The following is a 20,645-nucleotide window of genomic DNA, read 5'->3' as shown; positions in this document are numbered from 1 at the left end:
ATTGGAATCCGGCCAAAGCTGCGTTTAGTGTCCCCAAAATCACCCCTGCATGGATTGGACAGACTGGCAGCGCGTCCTGAAATGGCGCGCACTCGAAGAAAGCGATGCCGATGGCGTTCTCGTCAATGCGGAGCGTCGGCGTGAGGCCACGGCTCATTCTCGTGCAGGCCTGACCTCTGAAGACATCACCGGAGATGTGCTGGAGGAGCGTTCGGAGTCCTTTCTGGACAAACGTGCCGAATGGCTGGAGCGGGAGGCCGTTGGCTGGCGCGGTGAATTGATCCGCGTGCTGGAGCTGCTCTGTGTGCCGCAGGGGCGTTGGTCCTGGGCGCTGGCGGGCTGGGCTCTGGCACTGGTCATCGGTTACTGGTTTGCCGATCTGGGGCAGTCAGGTGAGTTCAATCTGCTGGCGCTGCCACTGGTGGGGCTGCTCGCTTGGAATGCGGTGGTCATTGTTCTGGGCATGCTGTGCGAATTCATGCCGGCCTCCGCTGTGGCGGGCCGTGGCGGCTGGGTGGCGGAATTTCTCGCACATGGCATTTCACGCATGGCCAGGTCCAGCGGTGCGGCTGCCGGCGGTGTGGCTGAGGCTGTGCGCTCCCGGTATGAGGAACTTGCCTGGCCTCTGGCTTGGCGGCGCTTGCAGATGCGGCTGCGCATGTGGCTCCACGTTGCGGCGGCCTTGCTGGCCCTCGGTGGTGCCGCAGCCCTTTATGCCCGCGGCTGGTCTCACGAATACCGTGCAGTCTGGGAAAGCACGCTGCTCGGAGAGCCCGAGGCAGCGGTTTTTTTTGAGTCCCTGTTCACCCCGGCCTCCAAAGTGCTCCGCGTGCCCGTGCCCTCAGAGCAGATACCGGGCATGCATCGGACGTTGGGAAAGGTGGAAAAACCCGCGCCAGCCCTGGCCTGGATCCACCTCTACTCCGGCACGCTGCTGGTGCTCATCGTGCTGCCGCGTCTTCTGCTTGCAGCACTGGGCGCGGCTCGTTGTTCCAGGGTTGTCTCGCAGCCGGCACGTGCCTTGAACTGGGGCGGCTACCTCCGGTCTTTGCTGCGTGCGGTGGAAGGCGGCAGCGAGCGCATTCAGGTGCTGGTGCATGCCATCGAGCCTACAGTTTCGCATCGCGAGGTGTGGGATCGTGGCGTGCGGGAGCGTTTTGGCGGCATGGCCCGTGCAGAGTACGTGCGCATCCCGGCGGGGGAGGAGGATGAATTTGCCGCTGCCTGGCAGCCTGTCAGCGCCAGCCTGGTGATGCTCTTCAGCATGGCCACCACCCCTGAGGCCGAAGTACAGCGTCGTCTCATCTCCGACGTGCGCCAGCGGCTCCTCACGCGGCACGCCGAGCCGGAGCTCATCGTGCTACTGGACGGCACCAGCCTGGCAGGCCGCTGGTCGCCTGAAAAAATAGCCGGACGTGAGCAGTTATGGTCCCAGATGGTCGAAGGACTGGCCTCTGAAGTCATTGTGGCCGTGCGCAAAGAATCCGCACGCGCAAAGTCTCCGGTGTCGTAATGTACATGAAATTTCTGTCTCTCGTGCCCGCTCTTTTTTCCAGAACCAAATCCTCCGGCCCTCCCGACAGGCAGGCCGCGGAAATGAATGTTCGCGATGCCTCGGACATCGTCACGCTGAGCCTCATTTCGCACACCAATGCGGGTAAGACCACGCTGGCGCGCACGCTCCTCCGTCGTGATGTCGGAGAGGTCCGGGATGCACCGCACGTCACCCTCTTCAACGAATCCCACTCCCTGCTCGAATCTGGCGGTTTCATGCTGCGGCTCTGGGACACGCCCGGCTTTGGAGACAGTGCCCGGCTGATGAAGCGTCTCAAGCGCGAGCGCAGCCCCGTCCTATGGTTTCTCTCGCAGACTTGGGACCGCATTACGGACCGGCCCTTGTGGTGCAGCCAGCAGGCGCTGAAAAATGTCCGCGATGAGGCAGACGTCGTTCTCTATCTCATCAATGCCGCCGAACCGCCCGAAGCCGCCGCCTATGTTGCCCCCGAGATGGAGATTCTCGGCTGGGTGGAAAAACCCGTGGTTGTCCTGCTGAATCAAACCGGCCTCTCCGCCAGCTCATCCCTGGAGGCTGCGGAGCTGGAATCCTGGCGGGTGCATCTGCAGCAGTTTGAGATCGTGCGTGAAGTCCTGACTCTGGACGCCTTTGCCCGCTGCTGGGTGCAGGAGGACATCCTCATGGATTCTCTGGCCCCCCTGATGCAGGGCTCCAAGATCCCGACCTTCCTCCAGATCAAGCGTGCCTGGGCTCGGCGAAATGTGGAGGTGTTTCAGACCTCGGTGCGCCTGATTTCAGAGCAGCTCACGGCTGCGCTGTTTGACGGCGTGGAGGTCCGTTCGGAAACCCTTCTGGAGCGCGTGGGCTGGCAGCGGGATGACCTCAACCGTGAATACAATGAGGCGCGTCAAAAACTGGCCACCCAGCTCGCTGACCGCACCGAGCAGACGACCAACAACCTTATTGAAGCCCATGGGCTCAAGGGACAGGCGGGTCATGAAATGAACGCGATTGCCCGCGAAAATTTCCACCTGCCCCAGGCCGTGTCTGAAAACATCTGGGGCGTGCTTGGCAGTTTCGCCGGCGGTGCCATGGGGGGGCTCATTGCCGACCTCAAGCTCGGGGGCATGACTTTCGGAGGCGGCGCTCTGCTCGGTGGTCTGGCCTCTGGCATCGGTGCCTATGCCCTGATCCGCAGCTACAACCTCGTTCGCGGCAGCGATCAGCGCCTGCGCTGGTCACGCGAGCACTTTCGTGAGCAGGTCAAGCTGGCTTTCCTTACCTACCTTGCCATCTGCCATTTTGGCCGGGGCCGCGGAGAATGGAAGGAAAGCGAGCAGCCGCAGCACTGGCGTGAGGTGGTGGATGAAGTGACCGATCTTCACGCGGACGCGCTGGATCATCTGTGGAAAGCGGGGGTGCAAAAAGACACCCAGCCTGCCACCCTGTCACGCCAGTCCCGTCAGATCACCGGCGACTGCATGGTCGCGCTCCTGGAGCGGCTGTATCCGGGCGTCGATTCTGCCGCTTGGCGCGCTTGAGCTCCGTCTTCACTCAAACGTCTCTCCAGCCTGGATTGAAAGCTCTGCCAGCAGCGCACGGCGCGTGCGCGGAAGTCAGCGGCTGATACATTCAGACTTTGCAGGCAGTCGCGATGATCCCAGGAGACGACGCAGGCAGTCGCGAAATGAATAGCCCGGAACTGCCAGCGCCAGAGGCGCTGCATGGCAGGAGTGAGTGTCTTGAGGCGCTCGAACAGGAAGTCACGCTGGAAGGAGAGATGTCCCATCTCATCGCGCAGGAGCTTTTTGGCGACCGTTTGCACGACAGGATCGCTGCAGCGCAGCGAAAGCAGGCCAAAATAAACCTCGGCGATGAGCTCGGCGGTAAGCAGCACCTGAATGTTGAACTCCAGGTTCACCAGATCACGCAGCCAGCGGAAGATGGAGTTCGTCCATTGCTTCTTCAGCAGAGTGCCGCGCAGATGCGTGACCGTGCGCGCCAGCAGTGCGGCGTGGCTTTGCTCCTCGGCCACAAAGAGATCCACGGCACGCTGGTAGCCTTGCAGGCTTTCGAGCGCAGCGATGCTGCGCGTGTAGCGGCGCAAACGCGTGCCGCCGCCGCTCTCGCCCAGTTGAAAGATGGCAAGGGAGCGCGCCAGGGCCGCACGAGTGGGCTCGGGCAGGTCACACGTGCAGTCCGGCAGTTGCAGCTCTTGATTGAGTCGCGTGTTGGTTTCGAAGTGGCTGATCCAATGTTGGGTGTTCATAAGGATTGTGGGTGGTTGGGTTAGGCGGCGTGGAGCATGGAGCGGAGAAATTCATGGACGGGGGAGCTGCGCATTTCGGCGGCGATCTGGCGGAGGCGCTGCATCACGGCATCCACCGTTTCATCCAGCGTGGAGGTGCCGGCCGTGACGCCCACGTTGCGCGCATCACGAAACCACCCGGGATCGAGTTCTTCCGGGCGTTCTATTTGCAGCGTCCGCAGTCCGTGGGCGGAAGATTTCTGCGCCAGCTGTCGCGTGTTGTTGCTGTTCCGCCCGCCGATGACAACGATGTGATCGCATTCGCGCAGCAGATCATCCATGGCCGTCTGTCGCTGCTTGGTGGGATGACAGATGGTGTCAACGAACCGTACCTCGGACCCGCTGTGCCGGCGTTTGATAGCATCCACCAATCGCAGCGCGATTTCGACCGGCTGAGTGGTCTGTGAGACGACCCCGAGCCGCGGATGCGCAGGAATGCGGTCCAGGTCTGCTTCTTCCTGCACGACGACGGCTGCCGGAAAGTCGCCGGTCAGACCTCGCACTTCAGCGTGCTGACTCTGGCCGATGACGACAGGCTGGTAGCCTTCGCTCACCAGCATCGCGAGTGCTTGATGCGCCTTTCTGACGAGTGGGCAGGTGGTGTCGATGACGGTGTGTCCCGCCTTTTGCCAGGACTGGTGGTGTTTGTCCGCAGCTCCATGCGCAGTGATGGCGACCTGTTGCGTGTGCGCACTTTGCAAATCCTCAAGGTCGCCGCGCTGTGCACCGAGGGTGGCGAGATGGCGGTCCACCAGGGGATTGTGGACGAGTTGGCCGAGGATCGTGAGCGGCGCACGCTGGGCGGCCGCATGGGTGCTGCGCAGGGCGTCGCGTACGCCGAAGCACATGCCGTGATGTTGGGCGAGGATGATGTTCATAGTGTTGTTAGCTTTGTGGGGCAAAGTGATTGGGTAAAAAGCAGTGGGTCAGGTTTGCTGTGCCGCTTTGACGATCTCGCCCAGCACCTCGACGTACTCCTTGAAGGCCTTGCGTCCCTCGGGAGTGAGCTCGTAGCTGGTGCGTGGGCGGGGGCCGGATTCGTCGCGGGTTTCCTTGATGTAACCGGCGGTGCCAAGCGTGCGTAGATGGGAGATGAGATTGCCGTCGCTCATGCTGAGTTCTGCCTTGAGATCCTGAAAGGCCCACTCCCCGCGTGTGGAGAGCAGCGTCATGATGGAGAGCCGGCCCTTTTCGTGAATGAGCTTGTCAATCTGATCGAAGTCGATCATTGCGGCTGCACCTCCGCAGGTTGGGCGCTCAAAAACACGGCCATGGCATACACCACGTGCAGCACGCCGAAGGTCAGGCCCATGACGGCAGACGCAGGTCCGAGGTCACTGGAGAGCAGGCGCACATCGCTGCACGCCGCCCAGCCGAAAAAGGCCAGCAAGCCCGCAAGCACAAAGGCCCAGCCGAGGCGCAGCAGCGAGCGGGGCGAAAAGCTGGCCGTGCTCAGCAGTGCCAGACCGTAGCACAGTGCCCAGACAAGTGCTGCCAGAGTGAGATTGTGCAGAAACACGATTAGCCCGATGCCGACGCTTCCCCCCACCAGCATCGGTGGCGCAAAGGCACGCAAGGCCATGCGCATGCCGGGCGAGACAAAAGGCTGGCTGCGGCGCCGGGCTTCCTTGGCTAGCAGAAACACGTTCAAAACTGAGGAGACCGCCAGAATGATGAGCCAGGTCTGTAGAAAGCACAGGTCGCACATCACGGCATCGCCTTGATTTTTCAGGGCGTGCCACACCGGCCACCCGGACGCCACAAGCGCCAGCGTGCCTCCGGTGAGTGCGGCGGGAGCTGACACTGCGCGGTAAATGTGCGCCTTTTCCATCAGGGAACGGATGATTCGAAGGTTCTCCAAGGCGGCTTCGGTCGTGCTCATGCAGATCACTTTGTGCGCCAAAGTGAATCATGCAAGTAAAACTTTGTGCCGCAAAGTCAGCATTCTCGGGCGCGGGGATGAAAACAAGCTTGGCATGCGATTATAATTACTATAAGTTAATGAAAGTGAACCTTTCCCCATCAGCCCTTCGCCAATTTCCCCGCCTTAGCTGGCGTGGCTGGTGCGCGGGCATGCTGTGCGCAGCCACTTTTTGGCCAGGCATGGCTCTGGGGAATGACCCCACAGCGGAGCAGCAGTACATGCTGGAACTGATCAATCGCTTCCGCACCGACCCTCAGGGGGAACTGTCAAACTTGGTCAATTTTTCTTCTCCCGGCGTATGGGCTGGCACCAAATCCGATGATCCCAGCATCGCCTACGCACTGAACTTTTTTGGCACCAGTGCCTCAGACTTGGCTTCGCAGTTTTCCACTCTGGTGGCCGCTCCGCCGCTGGCTTGGAACAGTGCCCTGAATGTGTCCGCCACAAACTATTCGAACCTGATGGTTACCAGCGACCAGCAGTCGCACACGCTGGACGGGTTGAGCCTTGAGCAGCGCATCATGAACGGCGGTTACGGCGCCAACTGGCTGAATGCCGGTGAAAACCTCTTTGCCTCGGCTCACTCGCCTTTTCATGCCCATGCTGCATTCGTGCTCGATTGGGGCGATGGCAATGGGGCGACCGCTGGCTATGGCAATGGCATTCAGAACCCGGCCGGACACCGCGATCTGCTGCTGGATTTGGCCATGAAGGAAATAGGCATCGGTTTTCAAAACATCGCCATTCCAGGGACCAATACCGCAGCCACCGGGCCTTATGTCATTACCGAGCATCTGGCTTCGCAGTTCCGCTATGATGGCACGAATTTCATCTCAGACGCCATACTCACGGGCTCCATCTATCAGGACACGATCCTGGCGGACGCCTTCTACACCCCGGGGGAGGGGCTGGCCGGGGAGTTGATCAATGTTTACAACGATGTCACCGGCATCCTTGTGGCCAGCGGATTCAGCAACAGCGCCGGCGGTTTTAACATCGCGCTGACTGGTCTTGTGAATGGAGTGGTTTATCGCGTGGAGGCACCAGACACCGGTCTTGCCGCCAGGACTTTCACTCTGACCGAGCACACGGACGACTACGGCGTTCCCGTACTGGTTTACGACAACGTCTATGAGTCTTTCGCTGTTGTCCCCGAGCCCGGCAGTCTGCTGCTCTGCCTGATCGCAGGCCTCCCTTGGCTCTGGTCCCGCACACGTCACACTCTTCGCTGATTCATCATGAGACCCATCATCCTCCTCCTGCTGCTGTCCGTCGTCTCCACTATGGCCCAGTTACCTGCCTCATCTCTGGCCACCGAGATCCGCGCCATCATTGATGAATACGAAAACTCCGTCCGCGCCAACACTCAGAAGCTCATCGCCGCCGCCACCGAGGAGGAAAAGAACAAATACCGCGCCAGCATTCCCAGCGCCGGCCCCTATGCCACAAAGATGATGAAGTTGGTGCAGGCAAACCTGGACCAGCCGGACGTGGTGAAAGCTGTGAACTGGCTGGTTACCGGCGCGGCCGGTTTTCCCGAAGGTCAGGAAGCCCTGAAGATGCTCGGCTCCACCTTTGCAGACCGCGCAGGTATTGCCGAGGCGGTGAAGCAGCTCGAATACCACGGCCTGCCCGCTGAGCCTGTGCTCAAGGCCGTGATCGAGAAAAACAAGCATCGCGACGAAAAAGCCGCCGCTCTCTACGCTCTTGGCGCCATCCATTTCAAGAACTTTGACGCCTCTGCCGACCGCGCCTCGGCCGAAGCCTCCAAGGAGAAAGCGGTCGAATGTTTCAAGAAGCTCTACGCCGACTATGAGGATGTCACCATTCAGGGCTTCAAGCTGTCCGATTTCGCCGCAAAAATGTTCTTCGAGATGACGAGCCTGCAGGTCGGCTGCGAAGCACCCGAAATCGAGGGCAAGGACGCCGACGGTGTGAACTTCAAGCTCAGCGACTACCGCGGCAAATACGTTATCGTCATCTTCTGGGGCGGCTGGTGCCATGCCTGCCACGGCACGCTGCCGCTGATGAACCAGGCTGCAGAACAGCTCAAAGACAAAAACGCCGTCGTGATCGGGGTGAACACCGACATCGAGACCGAGGCCAAAAAGGCGCTGGCCGATTACAAGGTGAACTTCCGCAACGTGCTGGACAACACCAGCAGCGGCCCCAACACCACGCTCTACAACCTGCGCAATTTCCCAACGCTTTACCTCATCGACCCCAAAGGCGTGATCGCCATCAAAAACGGCACCTTGGACGCGATGGTGTCGCAGATCACAGCTGGCAAATAAGCGGAAGGCTGGACAGGGGAGTACCCCCCAACGATGCCAAAGGAGGGTTGGGTCACCTCAACTTTTCGGCTCTCTAAATGGTTCAGTTTCATTAAAAACTTGCCATTTCTATGAAAAACCATAATTATACGGCATTATAAGGCCAGATTTAGGTGCTCCGTCCTCATGCTTCCACTCATCGATCAGATCCTCAAAGACTCGGGTTGTGCCGATCTTCCTGCCGTGCGGCAGGCGGTGGAGGATGCCTGTTTCAATCAGACCTCCTTTGTGGATGCCGTGCTGGATTGTGAAGGCGTGCGTGAGCGCGACTTCCTCACCGCCTTGGCCAAAACGCTCAACCTGCCATGGTGGGAACCCAAAGAAGATGACCAGCCAGCAGAGCAGGGCATGCGCCGTCTGCTGCCGGCAGAGATCGCCCTCCGCCATCGCCTTCTTCCCGTTTTCACGGAGGAAACAAAAAGCGAAGACGGCGCGGAGTTGGAGCGCACGCTCCACATCGCCACCTTTGATCCCCTCAGCCTCGTCGCGCATCAGCGTGTGGCCGCCAGCCTGACCATGCCTGTGGTCTGGCACGTGGGGCAGCGCACCCGCATCGTCGAAGGATTGCAAAAACTCTACGGCCTCGGTGCAGACACCTTTGAGAAGATCCTGCGTGGGCGTGCTGACTGGGGCGCGGAAGATCTGAAGGATGAAGTCACCGTGCTCGATGAACCCGAGGACGAAGAAGCCTCCGTCGTGCGCTTCGTGAATCAAATCATCCGCCGTGGTCTGGAACAACGCGCCACGGACATTCACGTGGAGCCGCAGCAGGATCGCCTGCGCATTCGCTACCGCATCGACGGCCGCCTCGAAGAGCTGCCTGTGCCGGAGAACATCAAGTCTCTCCAGGCTTCCGTGATCGCACGCCTCAAGATCATGGCTCGTCTCGACATCGCCGAAAAACGACTGCCGCAGGATGGCCGCATCAATCTCGAACTCGATGGCCTCGCCATCGATGTGCGTGTGGCCACCATTCCATCGGTGGAAGGGGAGAGCGTCAGCCTGCGTCTGCTCGCACAGCAGCAGGTCACCGTGAACCGCCTCGGCCTCACCGACAACATCCGCCCCGTGGTCGATGAACTGCTGAAACTGCCCAACGGCATCATCCTCATCACCGGCCCCACCGGCAGCGGCAAATCGACCACGTTGTACGCCTTCCTCACCGATCTCAATCAGACGCACCGGCGCATCGTCACCATCGAAGATCCGGTGGAGTACAAGATGCCCGGCATCGTGCAGATCGCGGTAAAGCCCGAGATCGGCCTCACCTTCGGCGCTGGGCTGCGCAGCATTCTGCGCGGCGATCCCAATGTCGTGATGATTGGGGAAATGCGCGATCTCGAAACCACTGAGATCGCCGTGCGCGCCGCGCTCACAGGCCACCTTGTTTTCAGCACCCTCCACACCAATGACGCCATCGGCGGCATCACCCGTCTCATCGACATGGGCGTGGAGCCCTTCCTCGTCTCCAGTGCCGTGCGCGCCTTCTTTGCCCAGCGTCTCGTGCGCAAGCTCTGTCCGCAGTGCAAAACCCCCACGCAGGTGGAGGAGGGCTATCTCAAGTCCATCGGCTTTCCCGCGCATCTGCCCGGCAAGATCATGCGCGCCGTGGGTTGCGAGGCCTGCCGCGGCAGCGGCTTCCAGGGCCGTCTCTCCATCTACGAGGTCTGCCTGGTCACTCCTGCTTTGCAGCACCTCATCAACAGCCGCGCACATCCGGCCGAGTTTCACAAGCAGGCCATCAAGGACGGCTACATCCCCATGCGCGGTTACGGCTTTCAGAAAGTGCTCAGCGGCGAGACCACCGTCGAGGAAGTCCTCAGTGTCACCGCCGCTGGCGACCGCAGCCACTCGTCTCAGACAACGGTCCTGCCTCCCACCCGTCTAGCTGCCTGACCATGCCCACCTTTATCTACAGCGCGCAAGGCCCCTCCGGTGTGATCACCGGAGAGCTCGCTGCGTCGGATCGCAGCGAAGCGTTTGCACTGCTGGGGAAAAAGAAAATTCAGCCCATCATGCTCGAAGCCGCAGGGGATGCCAAAGCTTCTGCCAGCACTGCCGCCAAGGCCCGGCAAAATGCTGCGGCAGCAGAAGCGATCCCGGGAGGTCCCATCAGGCTCAAGCTCCCTCAGGTTGTCCTCTTTATCGAAGAGCTCTCCGACCTCGTCGGCGCAGGCATCCAGCTCGAGCCTGCGCTAGCCACCATGGAGCGCCGCCGCGAGCTCTCCGGCATCAAGACACTCGCCACCGTCCTGCGTGGCAAGGTGCGCGATGGCATGGCATTTTCCAAAGCCATCGCGGCCACCAGCCCCAGTTTTGGCAAGCTCTTCTGCGCGCTCGTCTCGGCAGGTGAGGCCAGCGGCTCTCTCGGCATCATCCTGAAGCGTCAGGCCCAGTACATGCGCTCGTTGCAGGCCCTGAAGTCCAAGGTGCTTTCCGCGCTGCTCTACCCGGCCTTCCTCATTGTCGCAGCAGTCTCCGTCACGCTGCTCTTTGTGGTCTATCTCATTCCGAAACTCACGGAGATGCTCGACTCCACCGGGGGCTCCCTGCCGTTGGCCGCGCAGATCATCCTGAAGGTCAGCGACGTCTTCAAGGCCTCCTGGTGGATGATTATCCTTGGCGGAATCGTCAGCTACATTCTTGGCAAGGCTTGGATCTCACGCCCGGAGTCCGCCATTCCGTGGGCCCGCTTCAAACTGCGCATCCCCCTCTTCGGCGCCATCTTCCGCGCCCGCTTTTACGTCCAGTTTCTCGAAACGATGGCAAACCTCCTCGGCAACGGCCTCACCATGGTGCATGCCATGCAGCTTACCCACCAGGCCACGGACAATCCCTACCTGCGCCAGGAGTTCGAAAGCGTCATGCGCAATGTGGGCGAAGGCGTCTCGCTCTCCCGGGCGCTAGATCGCAGCGGACAGTTTCCTCCGCTTCTCATCGACATGGTGAACATTGGCGAGCAGACAGGCGACATGCCCGCAGCACTCGCACGTGCCGCCGAGCGCTTTGACCGCGAACTCACCAAGAAGATCGACACCCTCGCAGCACTCATTCAGCCTCTCATCGTCTGCCTCATGGCGGCCATGGTCGGCCTCATGGCCTACCTCATGATGACCACCATCTTCCAGACCATTTCCAGCATCAATAAATAGAGGCTCTGCTGCTCCCAAAACATCCACATGAAACACACACACACACAACCATGCCACCCGACGTCCGGCTTCACCCTCGTCGAGATGATCCTTGTGCTCGCCATCGTGGCGCTCCTGGTGGGCGCGGCCATCGTCAATTTCGGCGGTGTGCTTGAGGGGGGCAAAAAAACCACCGCCAAAGGCAACATCAGCAGCATCACCTCCGCTCTGCGCGCCTACGAAGTGGACAACATGTTCCTTCCCACCACCGAGCAGGGTCTCTCAGCCCTCGTGGAAAAACCCGCCAGCCGTCCGGTTCCCCAGAGCTGGAGCCCCAAGCTCAAAAAGCTGCCCATCGACCCCTGGGGCAACGCCTACCACTACCGCCGCCCCGGCGTCAAAGACAAGACCGGGTTCGATGTCTATTCCTCCGGTCCTGACGGCATCGCTGACAATGCCGACGACGTCGGCAGCTGGGATCAATAAAGAAGAAAAAAGTGACTCACTGCAAGTCCATCACCAAGACCTTGCAAACCACGCTGAATACTCGGCGTGGTGTTAGTCATTCCTGCGCAACGGGCTTCACCCTGCTGGAGATCATTGTCGCGATGACGCTCACCATGATGATCATCGGCATTGCCACGGTCAGCATCTCCGGTGTGCGTGCTGAGGACAAGCTGCGGCGTGCGGCGGCCATGATCGAAACCACGGCCCGGCAGAACATGCTGCAGGCGCTCAACAGCCAGCAGACGGTGCGCATGGAGCTTTCCGCCGGCGCATTCGGCGCCACTGATGAGTTCAGCGGCATGCTGCAGGTGCGCCGCTATGGCGAGACCGCCTTTCGCAAGCCCAGGCGCGGCGAAGCCTGGGAGTTCACCCCCAGTGGCATCTGCGAGCCCATCGAGGTTCGCATCAGCGGCCCCGCAGGGCAGATCGAGATCGGCTTCGATCCGCTCACCGGCTGCGCGAAACGCAAATCCATTCAGGTCAACGGATGAAACACCTGCGCACATCCTCTTCCTCTCAAGGTTTCGCCCTGCTCGAAATCATCATCGCGCTGGCGTTGTTTTCGCTCGTTGCGGTCAGCATGACGCGCGCCATCGAGGAGATCGCCAAAGCTTCCACCTCGGCACGCCAGGAGGCACAGGTGCTCCGCGTGCTGGAGTCCGTGCTCGCCGAAGTCGCGCACCAGCCCGAGTTCAAGGCCGCCAGCATCTCCTTCAATCCCACCGCCGACCACATCGATGCCAGCGCCACGATTGAGAAGGTCAAACTTATCAACAAGGACAAGGTCGAGCTCGACCACATGTTTCGCATCCGCGCCGAAGCATGGATCAATGACGGGCGCACGCGGCGCATGAAACGCAGCATGGAAACCTATGTGTACTCGCCCCGCAGTCCGATCTAAGGCCGCGTTCACGCTGCTCGAGGTCATCATGGCCATGGCGCTCATCGGTTTCATCCTGAGCGCTGTTTATGGCGTGGCCAATGGTGCGCTCCAGCTCGGCAAATCCATGAGCACCTCACGGGTGGCCGAGACTCGTATCAGCAACTTTGTCACCCAGTGGCGTGATTACCTGGAAACCATGGACCCGGGAATCCAGCTCAGCGCCGGCTTGGAAAAAGTGGCGCGTGGTGCCTCGGGCAGCCTGTTCATCGCAGGTGGTCACATGCCCTTTGCGTGGGAGCGTCATCTGAAGCTCGCCGATGCTGTCGAATTCGGTGTCGTGCGCAATCGTGAGGCCAAAGATTTGAGCCTCGTCGTCCGCCATTTCAAGATCAATCCCAAAGCCCGCACTCCGGGGGAGTACAATCTCATCGCCGAGCTCCCCATCCTCGAAGGGCTCAGGCAGATGCAGTGGCAGTTTTATGAGCCGGAGGAAAAGAAATGGTACACCAGCTGGGACCCCAAGAAGCGTCCGCAGCCTCCTCTTTTCATGAAGCTCAAGTTCGCCTTCACCGCCGACCCACGCGAGCACGAGTACACCTTTTGGATCGCCAACGATCTCGCTCAGACCAGCGTGCCGCAGAGCCCTCCTCCGCAATGACGCATCAACTTCCAGTCATCGAAGATCGGATGATGGGCGGTGCAGCCTGTCAGGAAGTCCGTGCGCGTCGTTCGGGCTTCGTCATTCGTTCGTCATTCCGCACTCGTCATTCGTCATTGGAAAACGGCTCCGCTCTCATCGTGGTTTTCTGGATGATCGCGATCCTCGGCATGGTGGTGTTTTCGGGGGCCAAGGCTCTGCAGGCGGACTCCCAGTTCACACGCATGATGCGAGGGCGCATTTTTGCCAAGCGCTATGCGGAAATGGGCCTGGAGGTGGCGCGCCACCCTGTCATGCGCGAAGACGACCCGCTGCTCCACTTCAGCGCAAACGATGGCGGTGGCTACAACGTCAGGCTCGTGGCCGAGGAGGCCCGGCTGAACGCCAACCATCTCATCCTCTCAGGCGACAAAGTGCTGCTTCGCCGTCTCTTCACCAGCTGGGGCTTCAAGCCCGAGTTCGTTTCTGCCTTGTGCGATGCGCTGAAGGACTGGGTCGATGCAGACGGCCATGCCAGCCTCAATGGCGCCGAAAAACGCGAATACGAAAAGATGGGCTTTGAGGGCATGCCCTACAACCGGCCCTTCAAGGAGGTCGAGGAGATGCTGCTCGTCCGCGGCATGGACATCGTCAACGCCGAGCGGCCGGACTGGCGCGAATGGTTCACCGTCTTTGGCGACGGCCGTGTGGACGTGAATGACGCACGTCCGGAGCTCATCGCACTCCTGGCAGATGTGCCTCTGGAGCGTGTGCAGCCCCTGCTCACGCTGCGCGCGGGTCGTGATGGTGCCCTGCACACGCAGGATGATGTTCGGCTTGGCAGTGTGCCGCAGGTGGCGCAGCTGCTGGGGGTCTATCAGCCTCAGATCCTGGCTCAGCTTACGCAGTGGATTCAATTCGCCGGTCCCATCCGCCGCATCGAGAGCGTCGGCTCTCTCGGTCCCCTGAAACGCAAACTCATCCTCATCACGCAGGACGGCAGAGCCGTCTGGCGCGGTGAAATTCCCTCCCATGGCAAAGACACGTAAACATCCCTGCGAGCTGCTGCTTCCTGGTGCGCAAGTCTGGCAAAGCTGGGCTGGTGCGGAGGGCGCTGCATGCCAGCTGACTGCTGAGCAAAACGCCGAAGGCGCCACCTTTGGCAAGGACGCGCAGCATCGCGTGCTCGCGCTTCCCGCCGTGCATTTCTGGGCGCTGCCAGCCTGGCTCAAAGGTCAGCCTGAGCATCTTCGCAGCATGGGCCTTCTGCACCTTGAGCGCATGGGCATCAAGGCCGGTGACGGCGAAAACGGAGTGCAGGTTCGCAACATGCAGGGAAAGGAGGGCGCGTATCTCACCCGCATTCTCGCGCTCAAAGATCTCGCCACACCGCTCGCAGACACCTCGCGCCTGCCAGATGAGGTTACACTTCATGCGTTGTGCTATCCTCTGGTGCAGAACAGCCTCACGATTTTCCGTGAGCTGGGGCGTCTCGTGGTTGCCATCACCAGCGGGCCTCAGCTGATTTATTGCACCCCTCTGTCCGCGATCAGGCTGGATGGCAATGCACTCGCAGAGCTCAATAACATCTGTCTGCAGCTTGGCTTCCAGGGCGTGCTGGGCCGTCTCGAAAGCATCGTCCTGTGGATAGATGAAGGGGACCTCGCACAGATCCAGCGTGTGACGGGGTTGGCCGCCTACCGCTGCGAGATGCCGGCACCCACCATGCCTGAGCGTGGCTCCAGCCTCATCATGCCGCAGGATGTGATTTCGGAGCGTCAAAATCAGACGCGCCGTGCAAAGACACGCTTCATGGCCCTGGCCGTCGGAACGGTGATCGCAGCGGCTATCGCTCTCGTCGCCACTCTCACCTCCCTGGCTTTGCAGGAGCGCAACATGCTGCGTGAAAAAGTCGCCATGCTCACCCCTCGGGCCTCCAAGGTCATGGATCACAAGAAAGCATGGCAGGAGGCCGCGCCTGCGGCTGATCCCTCAGTCTGGCCGCAGCAGGTGCTGCTCCACCTCATGGAGCCTCCGTCCTCCAAGGAGGTCTCCATCACACACTGGGAATGGACGCCGGAGCGCATGAGCCTCCGGGGGCGCATGCCCAATGCCACGCTGGCCTTTGAATACATCCAGGCGCTCAAGTCGGTCGAGGCACTTGCGCCTTACGGCCTGAATGGTCCGCCACCGGCATTTGCCAGCGACAACAGCGCCAGCTTTGAACTGAAAGGAGGACTCGGAGAATGAAGAGGAGCGAGAAAGTTCTTCTTGGCGTTTTTGCCTTCCTGTTCCTCGTCATCATTGGCGGTGGCGGGCTCATGTACGCCTTTAGAAACTACATGGCCATACGGGAGGAGAACAGCTCCCTTCGCGACCGCCTTGCCGACATGAACCTCGCCATCTCGCAGGGGGCGGAATGGGCGGACAGGTACGGCTGGCTCGAAGAAAACTGCCCAGGCTTCACCAGCCGCCAGGAGGCTTCAGCCAGGCTGCTTGAAGTCATCACTGCAGAGGCGGACAAAATGGGTGTCGCCGTCGGCGGCAAGGAGTTCATCGAGGCCGAGCGCGTTCTTGGGCCAGACGGTCTGCCTCTTGAGGAGACTCTCGGCTACTTTGACAAAGCCACGGTGAAGATCACCCTCGCCGGCGTCAAGGAGCAGGCCTTTTTTGCCTGGCTGCATGCGTTGCAGCAGCCCGCCAGTTTCCTGGGCGTAACCCGCATGCAGATCAATCCCAGCGGCACCAGCAAGACGGTCAATGCCGAGGTCGAGTTCACCCAGTTTTACCGTGAAAAAGCGGCCCCCAAGGTCAGCAAAGTCAACTAGCCATGAATCCCTTCATTCTATCCATGTCGGTTTTTGGACTGGCCATCTTCGCTTTGCATGCTCCGGCTCAGGAAGCAAAGCCTCGTAAGGATGCACCCGTATCCTTTCCCAAGCTCCAGCATTTTGCCGCCTTGTGGGAGCGCTCCATCTTCACCACCAAAGACCTTCCTTCGCCAGATGCGCCAGCCGGTCCAAACTTTGCCGACAATCTCAGCCTCTCCGGCATCTATGAGATCGACGGCGGCGTCGTTGCGGTGCTCGTGGACCGCACTACCTCGCAAGTCATGGAGGCTCGCATTGGGTCTGAAAACGAAATGGGCATCAAGATACGTGCTGTGAAACCCGGCGAGAGTGTGGACAAAACACGCATCCAGTTGCAGAAAGGTGACCAGGCCGGATGGATCAGCTTTGCCGACCCCGCCGCCGCCGCTCCGCCCATCGAAGTCAGGAGCGCCATTCCCTCGCAGCAGGCCTTGGCGCCGGCTCAGCGCCAGGGCCTGCCGCAGCGCCCAAACGCAGTCCCGTCTCCAGGCCAGACGGCTCTGCCGCCAAACCCCATTCTTCCGCCGCCGTCCATGTCAGCGCCGGTTCCGTCGGGTGCCCCTGGCGCCTCGGCACCCAAGATCAATGATGTGCCGCTCCCCCCACCGTGAGGTAGGCGGCCCATGTTCAGGACTTGCCAGCAGACGGTTTGCTGCGGAAGTGTGTCGGCATGCCTCATGTCCCAGGTCTGCGCAGTTGCTACGCCAAAGTCGGCCGCCTCATTTATTTCGGCCGTATGCTCGACAAGGTCCGCCTTCACGCTGCTTCAAAGCTTCCCGCCGACTACACAGCGCAGTTGGGCGACTCTCAGTTTTACACGCTGGATGGACGCTGTTGCCGGTTTCTCGGCGTGCCTTACTCGGCGCTCCAGACTCGCGTTCTCGAAGGCGGTTCCGATGAGGAAATTCTCGCCTGGGTGCACGCTTGCGGCATCACGCGCTCTGACGAGGAGTGCCATATGTGGAATCGCTTTATCGCCAAGCTTGGCTGGCGGGACGAGCGTTCAGCCGTTCTCCCGCAGCGGATTCTCGACAGCGGTCTGGTCGGCAAGCCCATCGAGACCCTCATCGATCACATCGAGTATGATGAGGGCCGCGATCCCGTCGGCGACCGCGCCTGGGAAGGCATTTGAGCCATAGCTATGCTCACTCCCGCGTGATGGTCTCGTCCAGGTTCAGCATCACTCGTGCCACCGCCTGCCAGGCCTCCGGCTCGGCGGTGTTTGCTTGGCGTTCATCTGCGAGCAGCCGCATGAGAGCCTGGCGCTCACGCTCCAGGGGCGCGCGTGCGAGACACAGCAGGTAGGCTCTGTCGATGCGGGCCTCATCCGTTTTGGCCTCCTTGACCAGCCGTGCTGCCAGGGCTTGGGCAAACTCCACATAGGCGCTGTCATTCAGCAGGGTCAGGGCCTGCAGCGGAGTGTTGCTTCGGATGCGGCGTGTGCAGGTGCTGAAGCCGTCCGGCGCATCGAAGACGCTGAGCGCTGGAGGCGGAGTGGCGCGGAAAATAAAGGTGTACAGCCCCCGACGGTAGCGGTCACTGCCTTTGCTCAGAGGCCAGCCCCGTTTCACCTGCCCCAGGGACATGACCCCTTCGGGAATGGGCGGATAGACGGGAGCGCCACCCATCTTGGTCGAAAGCAGGCCGCTTGCCGCCAGGCAGACATCACGCACCACTTCAGCATCCAGCCGCAGCCGGTTCTGCCGCCAGAGCAGGTCGTTGTTCGGGTCGGTTTGTGCCGCTGTGCCACTGATCACAGAGCTTTGCTGGTAAGTGGCACTGGTCACGATCAGCGTGTGCAGGTGCTTGAGGCTCCAGCCATGCTCCATGAAATCGACCGCCAGCCAGTCAAGCAGCTCCGGATGGGTCGGCGGCCGGCCCATCGTCCCGAAATCATTCTCTGTCGCGACGAGGCCGCGTCCGAAATACTGCTGCCAGACCCGGTTCACAATGACGCGCGCCGTGAGCGGATTTTTGGGATCAATCAGCCAGTGTGCCAGGGCAAGCCGGTCAGCCTTGGCGCCTGCGGGCAGGGGAGGCAGCACCGAGGGCACGCCCGGCAGCACTTCGTCGGCTGGGCGTGTGAAATCACCTTTGATGAAGAGTGTCGTTTTGCGCGGCTGCGGCAGTTCCTTCATCACCAGCGTGGTCGTGCCGTTCTTGAAAATGTTTTCCAGCTCAAGGTGCCGGTCATACAGCGGATTAAAAACGCTGTCAGATGTGCCCGTCATCGCCTTGAAGAGAACGCGCTGATCGGCCGCACCGCGTTTCGCGGCGGGTTTTGCCAGGGACTTGAGGGCTTCCGCATCGACCAGCTTTTTGGACTGCTCTCCGAGCGTCTTTTCCCACTCCTGCAGCATGGCGGCACGCTCCTTGATGTGCGCATCGATCTGCTTGAGCACCCGGGCGTGCTCAGCTTTCAGCTTGTCCAGATCCTGCCCTGGGTCTGGGACGGGCAGCGTGGGCTCGTCCTGGTTGTTCAGAAAGGCAAACAGCTGGTAGTACTCACGCTGGCTGATCGGATCAAACTTGTGATCGTGGCACTGCGCACAGCCGATCGTCAGACCCAGCCACACCGTCCCCGTGGTGGCGACCCGGTCAAACACGCTCTCGATGCGAAACTGCTCCTTGTCGATCCCACCCTCCTGATTGATCTGCGTGTTACGGTGGAAGCCGGTGGCGATCAGCTGCTCGCGCGAAGGCTTGGGCAGCATGTCTCCGGCGAGCTGCTCCAGCGTGAACTGGTCAAAGGGCTTGTCTTCGTTCAGCGCATTGACCACATAGTCACGATACGGCCACATGCTGCGTGGAGCGTCGATGCTGTAGCCATTGCTGTCTCCATAGCGCGCCTGGTCAAGCCACCAGCGCCCCCAGCGTTCGCCATAGTGTTTGGAGCTGAGCAGCTTGGTGACCAGCTCCCGGATGCCCGCCGCAGGCTTCGTGAGAAAGTCGGCCACTTCAGCAGGTGTTGGAGGCAGTCCGGTGAGGTCCAGATGAAGACGGCGCATGAGCGTCGCAGGTGCGGCAGGTGGCGAAGGCTCAAGGCCCGCCTTGGCAAGGCTGGCACGTATGAAGGCATCAATGGGATGCCGCGTCTCACCGGCTGGCAGCGCCGCTTTCACAGGCGCGATGAACGCCCAGTGTCGGTCGTCGCTGGGCTTTTCCCCCGCGGGTGCCTGCGCACCTTCTTCCACCCATTGCTTGATCAGTGAGATCTGCGCGGAGTCGAGCGGTCCCCGCTTGTAGGGCATCTGTGGAATTTCGCCATGCTTGCCAGACACCACTTGCACGAGCAGATCCGGCAGTGCTGGGCCGTGCTTGCCGCCTGTGCGCACGGCGTCTGCCGTGTCGAGCTTGAGCTGGGATTTCTGAGTGGTGGCCCCGTGGCACTTCACGCAGTGCTGTTGCAGCAGCGGTTTGATCTGCGTGGCATAGTCCACCGCAGCCTGGCTGGCGGCGGTGAAAGACAGGAGTGTGATGGAGATGCTGCGGAGCATTCGGTTGATGATCAGTCTGAAGATACGTGGGTGACAACGAGGCTCCTTCCGTGTTCTGGCGTATGCGGGCACAAAAAAGCCGCACTCGCGCGGGGCGGGTGCGGCGTCCTGTTTCACAGGCTGGTCAGCCAGACGTTCTCACGCGTCTTTCTTCCTCTTGACTGCGGCGGCCATCTCTTCCTTGCTGATGGAGCCATTGGCATCCTTGTCCAGGCGGCCGAACATTTCTCCGGCCTTGGTCGCGTCCTTCTTGCCCAGCGGACCCGCCATCCACTCGTCCTTGCTCACAGAGCCGTTGGCATCTTTGTCGAGCATCTTGAAGCGCTCTTCCATGCTTGCCTTGGGCTTGCCTTTGTCTCCTTCAGGCTTCTTGGGCGCATCGCCATCAGCGGCGAAGGACGTCACGGCGGAAAGCGTCAGGATGGTGAAAAACGAGGTGATAACTTTCATGTGGATTGAGCTTGGGTTGTTGGGGTATGGGTGCCGGAGCAGGGGATCCCAGCCCGGCATCTGGCGTGTTAAACAATCCGTTTCCCGATCTGTTTCGATAATTTCAAAACAGTTTTTCACCTCCCTGCCGCGCCTGTCTGGCGCAGGCAAAAAAAACGCCGCACTCGCGCGGGGCGGGTGCGGCGTTTTGATTTTTCAGGTCAGATCAGACAGCGGATCAGGCAGCCTTCTTTTTCTTGGGAGCCGCGGTGAACTCTTCCTTCGAAAGGAAGCCGTCCTTGTCCTTGTCTTTGTTGCCAAAGGCAGCCTCGGACTTCGCTGCGTCCTTGGAGCCTTTGAGGAATTCTTCCTTGCTGACCTTGCCGTCTTTGTCGGCATCCTTTTTGGCAAACATTTCTTCCGGGGTCATCTTTGGCTTCTTGGGGGCATCAGCTCCAAAGGAGGTGACTGCGGAAAGAGCCAGGATGGCGAGGAGTGAAGTGATAACTTTCATGTGGATCTGTATAGGTTTGTGGATTTGTCAGCGCGGTATTCTGGTCGGCCCAGTCAGCGCGTGGCGTGTTAAACGAAGAGGCTCCCATTCCATTTC

General features: G+C 60.7%; 22 protein-coding genes. 15 read left to right on the top strand and 7 right to left on the bottom strand.

From position 1 onward, the window contains the following. Window positions 1-49: 49 nt before the first annotated feature. On the top strand, window positions 50-1,513 hold the full coding sequence (locus tag ACZ5WW_RS08385) for a hypothetical protein (RefSeq protein ID WP_377165245.1): 1,464 nt from the start codon (window positions 50-52) through the stop codon (window positions 1,511-1,513). Between the two features lie 5 nt (window positions 1,514-1,518). Beyond that, on the top strand, window positions 1,519-3,057 hold the full coding sequence (locus ACZ5WW_RS08380) for a GTPase domain-containing protein (RefSeq protein ID WP_377165247.1): 1,539 nt from the start codon (window positions 1,519-1,521) through the stop codon (window positions 3,055-3,057). Here ACZ5WW_RS08380 and ACZ5WW_RS08375 read toward each other — a convergent pair. From ACZ5WW_RS08375 to ACZ5WW_RS08360, 4 genes are read right to left on the bottom strand one after another with little or no spacing between them, the layout of a single operon-like run. Then, window positions 2,979-3,785 (bottom strand): hypothetical protein, encoded by an 807-nt coding sequence (locus ACZ5WW_RS08375; RefSeq protein WP_377165249.1) that lies wholly within the window; start codon window positions 3,783-3,785, stop codon window positions 2,979-2,981. The genes ACZ5WW_RS08380 and ACZ5WW_RS08375 overlap by 79 nt on opposite strands. Before the next feature lie 20 nt (window positions 3,786-3,805). Next, window positions 3,806-4,702, bottom strand: a complete 897-nt coding sequence (gene ispH, locus ACZ5WW_RS08370) for a 4-hydroxy-3-methylbut-2-enyl diphosphate reductase (protein ID WP_377165251.1) — start codon at window positions 4,700-4,702, stop codon at window positions 3,806-3,808. Between the two features lie 48 nt (window positions 4,703-4,750). Continuing rightward, window positions 4,751-5,053: a transcriptional regulator gene (locus tag ACZ5WW_RS08365; protein ID WP_377165253.1), complete on the bottom strand. Its 303-nt coding sequence runs from the start codon at window positions 5,051-5,053 to the stop codon at window positions 4,751-4,753. After that, window positions 5,050-5,706: a hypothetical protein gene (locus ACZ5WW_RS08360; RefSeq protein WP_377165255.1), complete on the bottom strand. Its 657-nt coding sequence runs from the start codon at window positions 5,704-5,706 to the stop codon at window positions 5,050-5,052. The genes ACZ5WW_RS08365 and ACZ5WW_RS08360 overlap by 4 nt, the downstream gene beginning before the upstream one ends. A 221-nt stretch (window positions 5,707-5,927) precedes the next feature. On the opposite strand from ACZ5WW_RS08360, the gene ACZ5WW_RS08355 reads away from it, so the two are divergent. The 13 genes from ACZ5WW_RS08355 (at window position 5,928) to ACZ5WW_RS08295 (ending at window position 17,241) form a co-directional block, all read left to right on the top strand. Further along, a complete protein-coding gene (locus ACZ5WW_RS08355) occupies window positions 5,928-6,980 on the top strand; it encodes a CAP domain-containing protein (protein ID WP_377165257.1) in 1,053 nt (350 codons plus the stop codon). A 6-nt stretch (window positions 6,981-6,986) separates the two neighbouring features. Continuing rightward, the gene (locus ACZ5WW_RS08350; protein ID WP_377165259.1) at window positions 6,987-8,042 is read left to right on the top strand and encodes a peroxiredoxin family protein; all 1,056 of its coding nucleotides are present in this window, start codon (window positions 6,987-6,989) and stop codon (window positions 8,040-8,042) included. Window positions 8,043-8,207: 165 nt separating this feature from the next. Beyond that, window positions 8,208-9,977 (top strand): GspE/PulE family protein, encoded by a 1,770-nt coding sequence (locus ACZ5WW_RS08345; protein WP_377165261.1) that lies wholly within the window; start codon window positions 8,208-8,210, stop codon window positions 9,975-9,977. Between the two features lie 2 nt (window positions 9,978-9,979). Beyond that, window positions 9,980-11,233: a type II secretion system F family protein gene (locus ACZ5WW_RS08340; protein ID WP_377165263.1), complete on the top strand. Its 1,254-nt coding sequence runs from the start codon at window positions 9,980-9,982 to the stop codon at window positions 11,231-11,233. A gap of 27 nt (window positions 11,234-11,260) precedes the next feature. Continuing rightward, window positions 11,261-11,698, top strand: a complete 438-nt coding sequence (gene gspG / locus ACZ5WW_RS08335) for a type II secretion system major pseudopilin GspG (protein ID WP_377165265.1) — start codon at window positions 11,261-11,263, stop codon at window positions 11,696-11,698. A gap of 11 nt (window positions 11,699-11,709) precedes the next feature. Then, entirely contained in the window at window positions 11,710-12,210 is a 501-nt protein-coding gene (locus ACZ5WW_RS08330; RefSeq protein WP_464694232.1) for a hypothetical protein, read from the top strand. Next, a complete protein-coding gene (locus ACZ5WW_RS08325) occupies window positions 12,207-12,620 on the top strand; it encodes a type IV pilus modification PilV family protein (protein WP_377165269.1) in 414 nt (137 codons plus the stop codon). Before ACZ5WW_RS08330 ends, ACZ5WW_RS08325 begins: the two co-directional genes overlap by 4 nt. Beyond that, complete coding sequence (locus tag ACZ5WW_RS08320; RefSeq protein ID WP_377165271.1) at window positions 12,592-13,260, top strand: type II secretion system protein; 669 nt, start codon at window positions 12,592-12,594, stop codon at window positions 13,258-13,260. Before ACZ5WW_RS08325 ends, ACZ5WW_RS08320 begins: the two co-directional genes overlap by 29 nt. Next, window positions 13,257-14,288: a type II secretion system minor pseudopilin gene (locus tag ACZ5WW_RS08315; protein ID WP_377165273.1), complete on the top strand. Its 1,032-nt coding sequence runs from the start codon at window positions 13,257-13,259 to the stop codon at window positions 14,286-14,288. The genes ACZ5WW_RS08320 and ACZ5WW_RS08315 overlap by 4 nt, the downstream gene beginning before the upstream one ends. Then, window positions 14,272-15,489 carry a hypothetical protein gene (locus ACZ5WW_RS08310; RefSeq protein ID WP_377165275.1) on the top strand — a complete coding sequence of 406 codons (1,218 nt, stop codon included), beginning with the start codon at window positions 14,272-14,274 and terminating at the stop codon, window positions 15,487-15,489. The genes ACZ5WW_RS08315 and ACZ5WW_RS08310 overlap by 17 nt, the downstream gene beginning before the upstream one ends. After that, window positions 15,486-16,067, top strand: coding sequence for a hypothetical protein (locus tag ACZ5WW_RS08305; RefSeq protein ID WP_377165277.1), 582 nt, complete (start codon window positions 15,486-15,488; stop codon window positions 16,065-16,067). Before ACZ5WW_RS08310 ends, ACZ5WW_RS08305 begins: the two co-directional genes overlap by 4 nt. A 2-nt stretch (window positions 16,068-16,069) precedes the next feature. Next, window positions 16,070-16,720, top strand: a complete 651-nt coding sequence (locus ACZ5WW_RS08300; RefSeq protein ID WP_377165279.1) for a hypothetical protein — start codon at window positions 16,070-16,072, stop codon at window positions 16,718-16,720. 59 nt (window positions 16,721-16,779) lie between these two features. Next, window positions 16,780-17,241 carry a DUF5069 domain-containing protein gene (locus tag ACZ5WW_RS08295; RefSeq protein ID WP_377165281.1) on the top strand — a complete coding sequence of 154 codons (462 nt, stop codon included), beginning with the start codon at window positions 16,780-16,782 and terminating at the stop codon, window positions 17,239-17,241. 13 nt (window positions 17,242-17,254) lie between these two features. On the opposite strand, the gene ACZ5WW_RS08290 is transcribed toward ACZ5WW_RS08295, so the two are convergent. The 3 genes from ACZ5WW_RS08290 to ACZ5WW_RS08280 form a co-directional block, all read right to left on the bottom strand. Beyond that, complete coding sequence (locus ACZ5WW_RS08290) at window positions 17,255-19,606, bottom strand: PSD1 and planctomycete cytochrome C domain-containing protein (protein WP_377165283.1); 2,352 nt, start codon at window positions 19,604-19,606, stop codon at window positions 17,255-17,257. 138 nt (window positions 19,607-19,744) lie between these two features. Beyond that, window positions 19,745-20,056, bottom strand: coding sequence for an EF-hand domain-containing protein (locus ACZ5WW_RS08285; RefSeq protein ID WP_377165285.1), 312 nt, complete (start codon window positions 20,054-20,056; stop codon window positions 19,745-19,747). 217 nt (window positions 20,057-20,273) lie between these two features. Further along, entirely contained in the window at window positions 20,274-20,549 is a 276-nt protein-coding gene (locus tag ACZ5WW_RS08280; protein ID WP_377165287.1) for an EF-hand domain-containing protein, read from the bottom strand. Window positions 20,550-20,645 lie beyond the last annotated feature (96 nt).

The sequence above is a fragment of the Prosthecobacter fluviatilis genome, from assembly GCF_055388355.1.
Note: the sequence above shows the minus strand (reverse complement) of the source record. Positions and strands in the feature narration are given on the sequence as shown.

Excerpts from the sequence above, each read along its gene's own strand:
- ACZ5WW_RS08365 (WP_377165253.1), bottom strand. The coding sequence starts at position 5,053 with ATGATCGACTTCGATCAGATTGACAAGCTCATTCACGAAAAGGGCCGG.
- ACZ5WW_RS08280 (WP_377165287.1), bottom strand. The coding sequence starts at position 20,549 with ATGAAAGTTATCACTTCACTCCTCGCCATCCTGGCTCTTTCCGCAGTC.
- ACZ5WW_RS08285 (WP_377165285.1), bottom strand. The coding sequence starts at position 20,056 with ATGAAAGTTATCACCTCGTTTTTCACCATCCTGACGCTTTCCGCCGTG.
- ACZ5WW_RS08325 (WP_377165269.1), top strand. The coding sequence starts at position 12,207 with ATGAAACACCTGCGCACATCCTCTTCCTCTCAAGGTTTCGCCCTGCTC.
- ACZ5WW_RS08380 (WP_377165247.1), top strand. The coding sequence starts at position 1,519 with ATGAAATTTCTGTCTCTCGTGCCCGCTCTTTTTTCCAGAACCAAATCC.
- ACZ5WW_RS08305 (WP_377165277.1), top strand. The coding sequence starts at position 15,486 with ATGAAGAGGAGCGAGAAAGTTCTTCTTGGCGTTTTTGCCTTCCTGTTC.
- ACZ5WW_RS08320 (WP_377165271.1), top strand. The coding sequence starts at position 12,592 with ATGTGTACTCGCCCCGCAGTCCGATCTAAGGCCGCGTTCACGCTGCTC.
- ACZ5WW_RS08315 (WP_377165273.1), top strand. The coding sequence starts at position 13,257 with ATGACGCATCAACTTCCAGTCATCGAAGATCGGATGATGGGCGGTGCA.
- ACZ5WW_RS08360 (WP_377165255.1), bottom strand. The coding sequence starts at position 5,706 with ATGAGCACGACCGAAGCCGCCTTGGAGAACCTTCGAATCATCCGTTCC.
- ACZ5WW_RS08355 (WP_377165257.1), top strand. The coding sequence starts at position 5,928 with ATGGCTCTGGGGAATGACCCCACAGCGGAGCAGCAGTACATGCTGGAA.
- ACZ5WW_RS08385 (WP_377165245.1), top strand. The coding sequence starts at position 50 with ATGGATTGGACAGACTGGCAGCGCGTCCTGAAATGGCGCGCACTCGAA.
- ACZ5WW_RS08340 (WP_377165263.1), top strand. The coding sequence starts at position 9,980 with ATGCCCACCTTTATCTACAGCGCGCAAGGCCCCTCCGGTGTGATCACC.
- ACZ5WW_RS08345 (WP_377165261.1), top strand. The coding sequence starts at position 8,208 with ATGCTTCCACTCATCGATCAGATCCTCAAAGACTCGGGTTGTGCCGAT.
- ACZ5WW_RS08310 (WP_377165275.1), top strand. The coding sequence starts at position 14,272 with ATGGCAAAGACACGTAAACATCCCTGCGAGCTGCTGCTTCCTGGTGCG.
- ACZ5WW_RS08375 (WP_377165249.1), bottom strand. The coding sequence starts at position 3,785 with ATGAACACCCAACATTGGATCAGCCACTTCGAAACCAACACGCGACTC.
- ACZ5WW_RS08295 (WP_377165281.1), top strand. The coding sequence starts at position 16,780 with ATGCCTCATGTCCCAGGTCTGCGCAGTTGCTACGCCAAAGTCGGCCGC.
- gspG (WP_377165265.1), top strand. The coding sequence starts at position 11,261 with ATGAAACACACACACACACAACCATGCCACCCGACGTCCGGCTTCACC.
- ACZ5WW_RS08300 (WP_377165279.1), top strand. The coding sequence starts at position 16,070 with ATGAATCCCTTCATTCTATCCATGTCGGTTTTTGGACTGGCCATCTTC.
- ACZ5WW_RS08290 (WP_377165283.1), bottom strand. The coding sequence starts at position 19,606 with ATGCTCCGCAGCATCTCCATCACACTCCTGTCTTTCACCGCCGCCAGC.
- ispH (WP_377165251.1), bottom strand. The coding sequence starts at position 4,702 with ATGAACATCATCCTCGCCCAACATCACGGCATGTGCTTCGGCGTACGC.
- ACZ5WW_RS08350 (WP_377165259.1), top strand. The coding sequence starts at position 6,987 with ATGAGACCCATCATCCTCCTCCTGCTGCTGTCCGTCGTCTCCACTATG.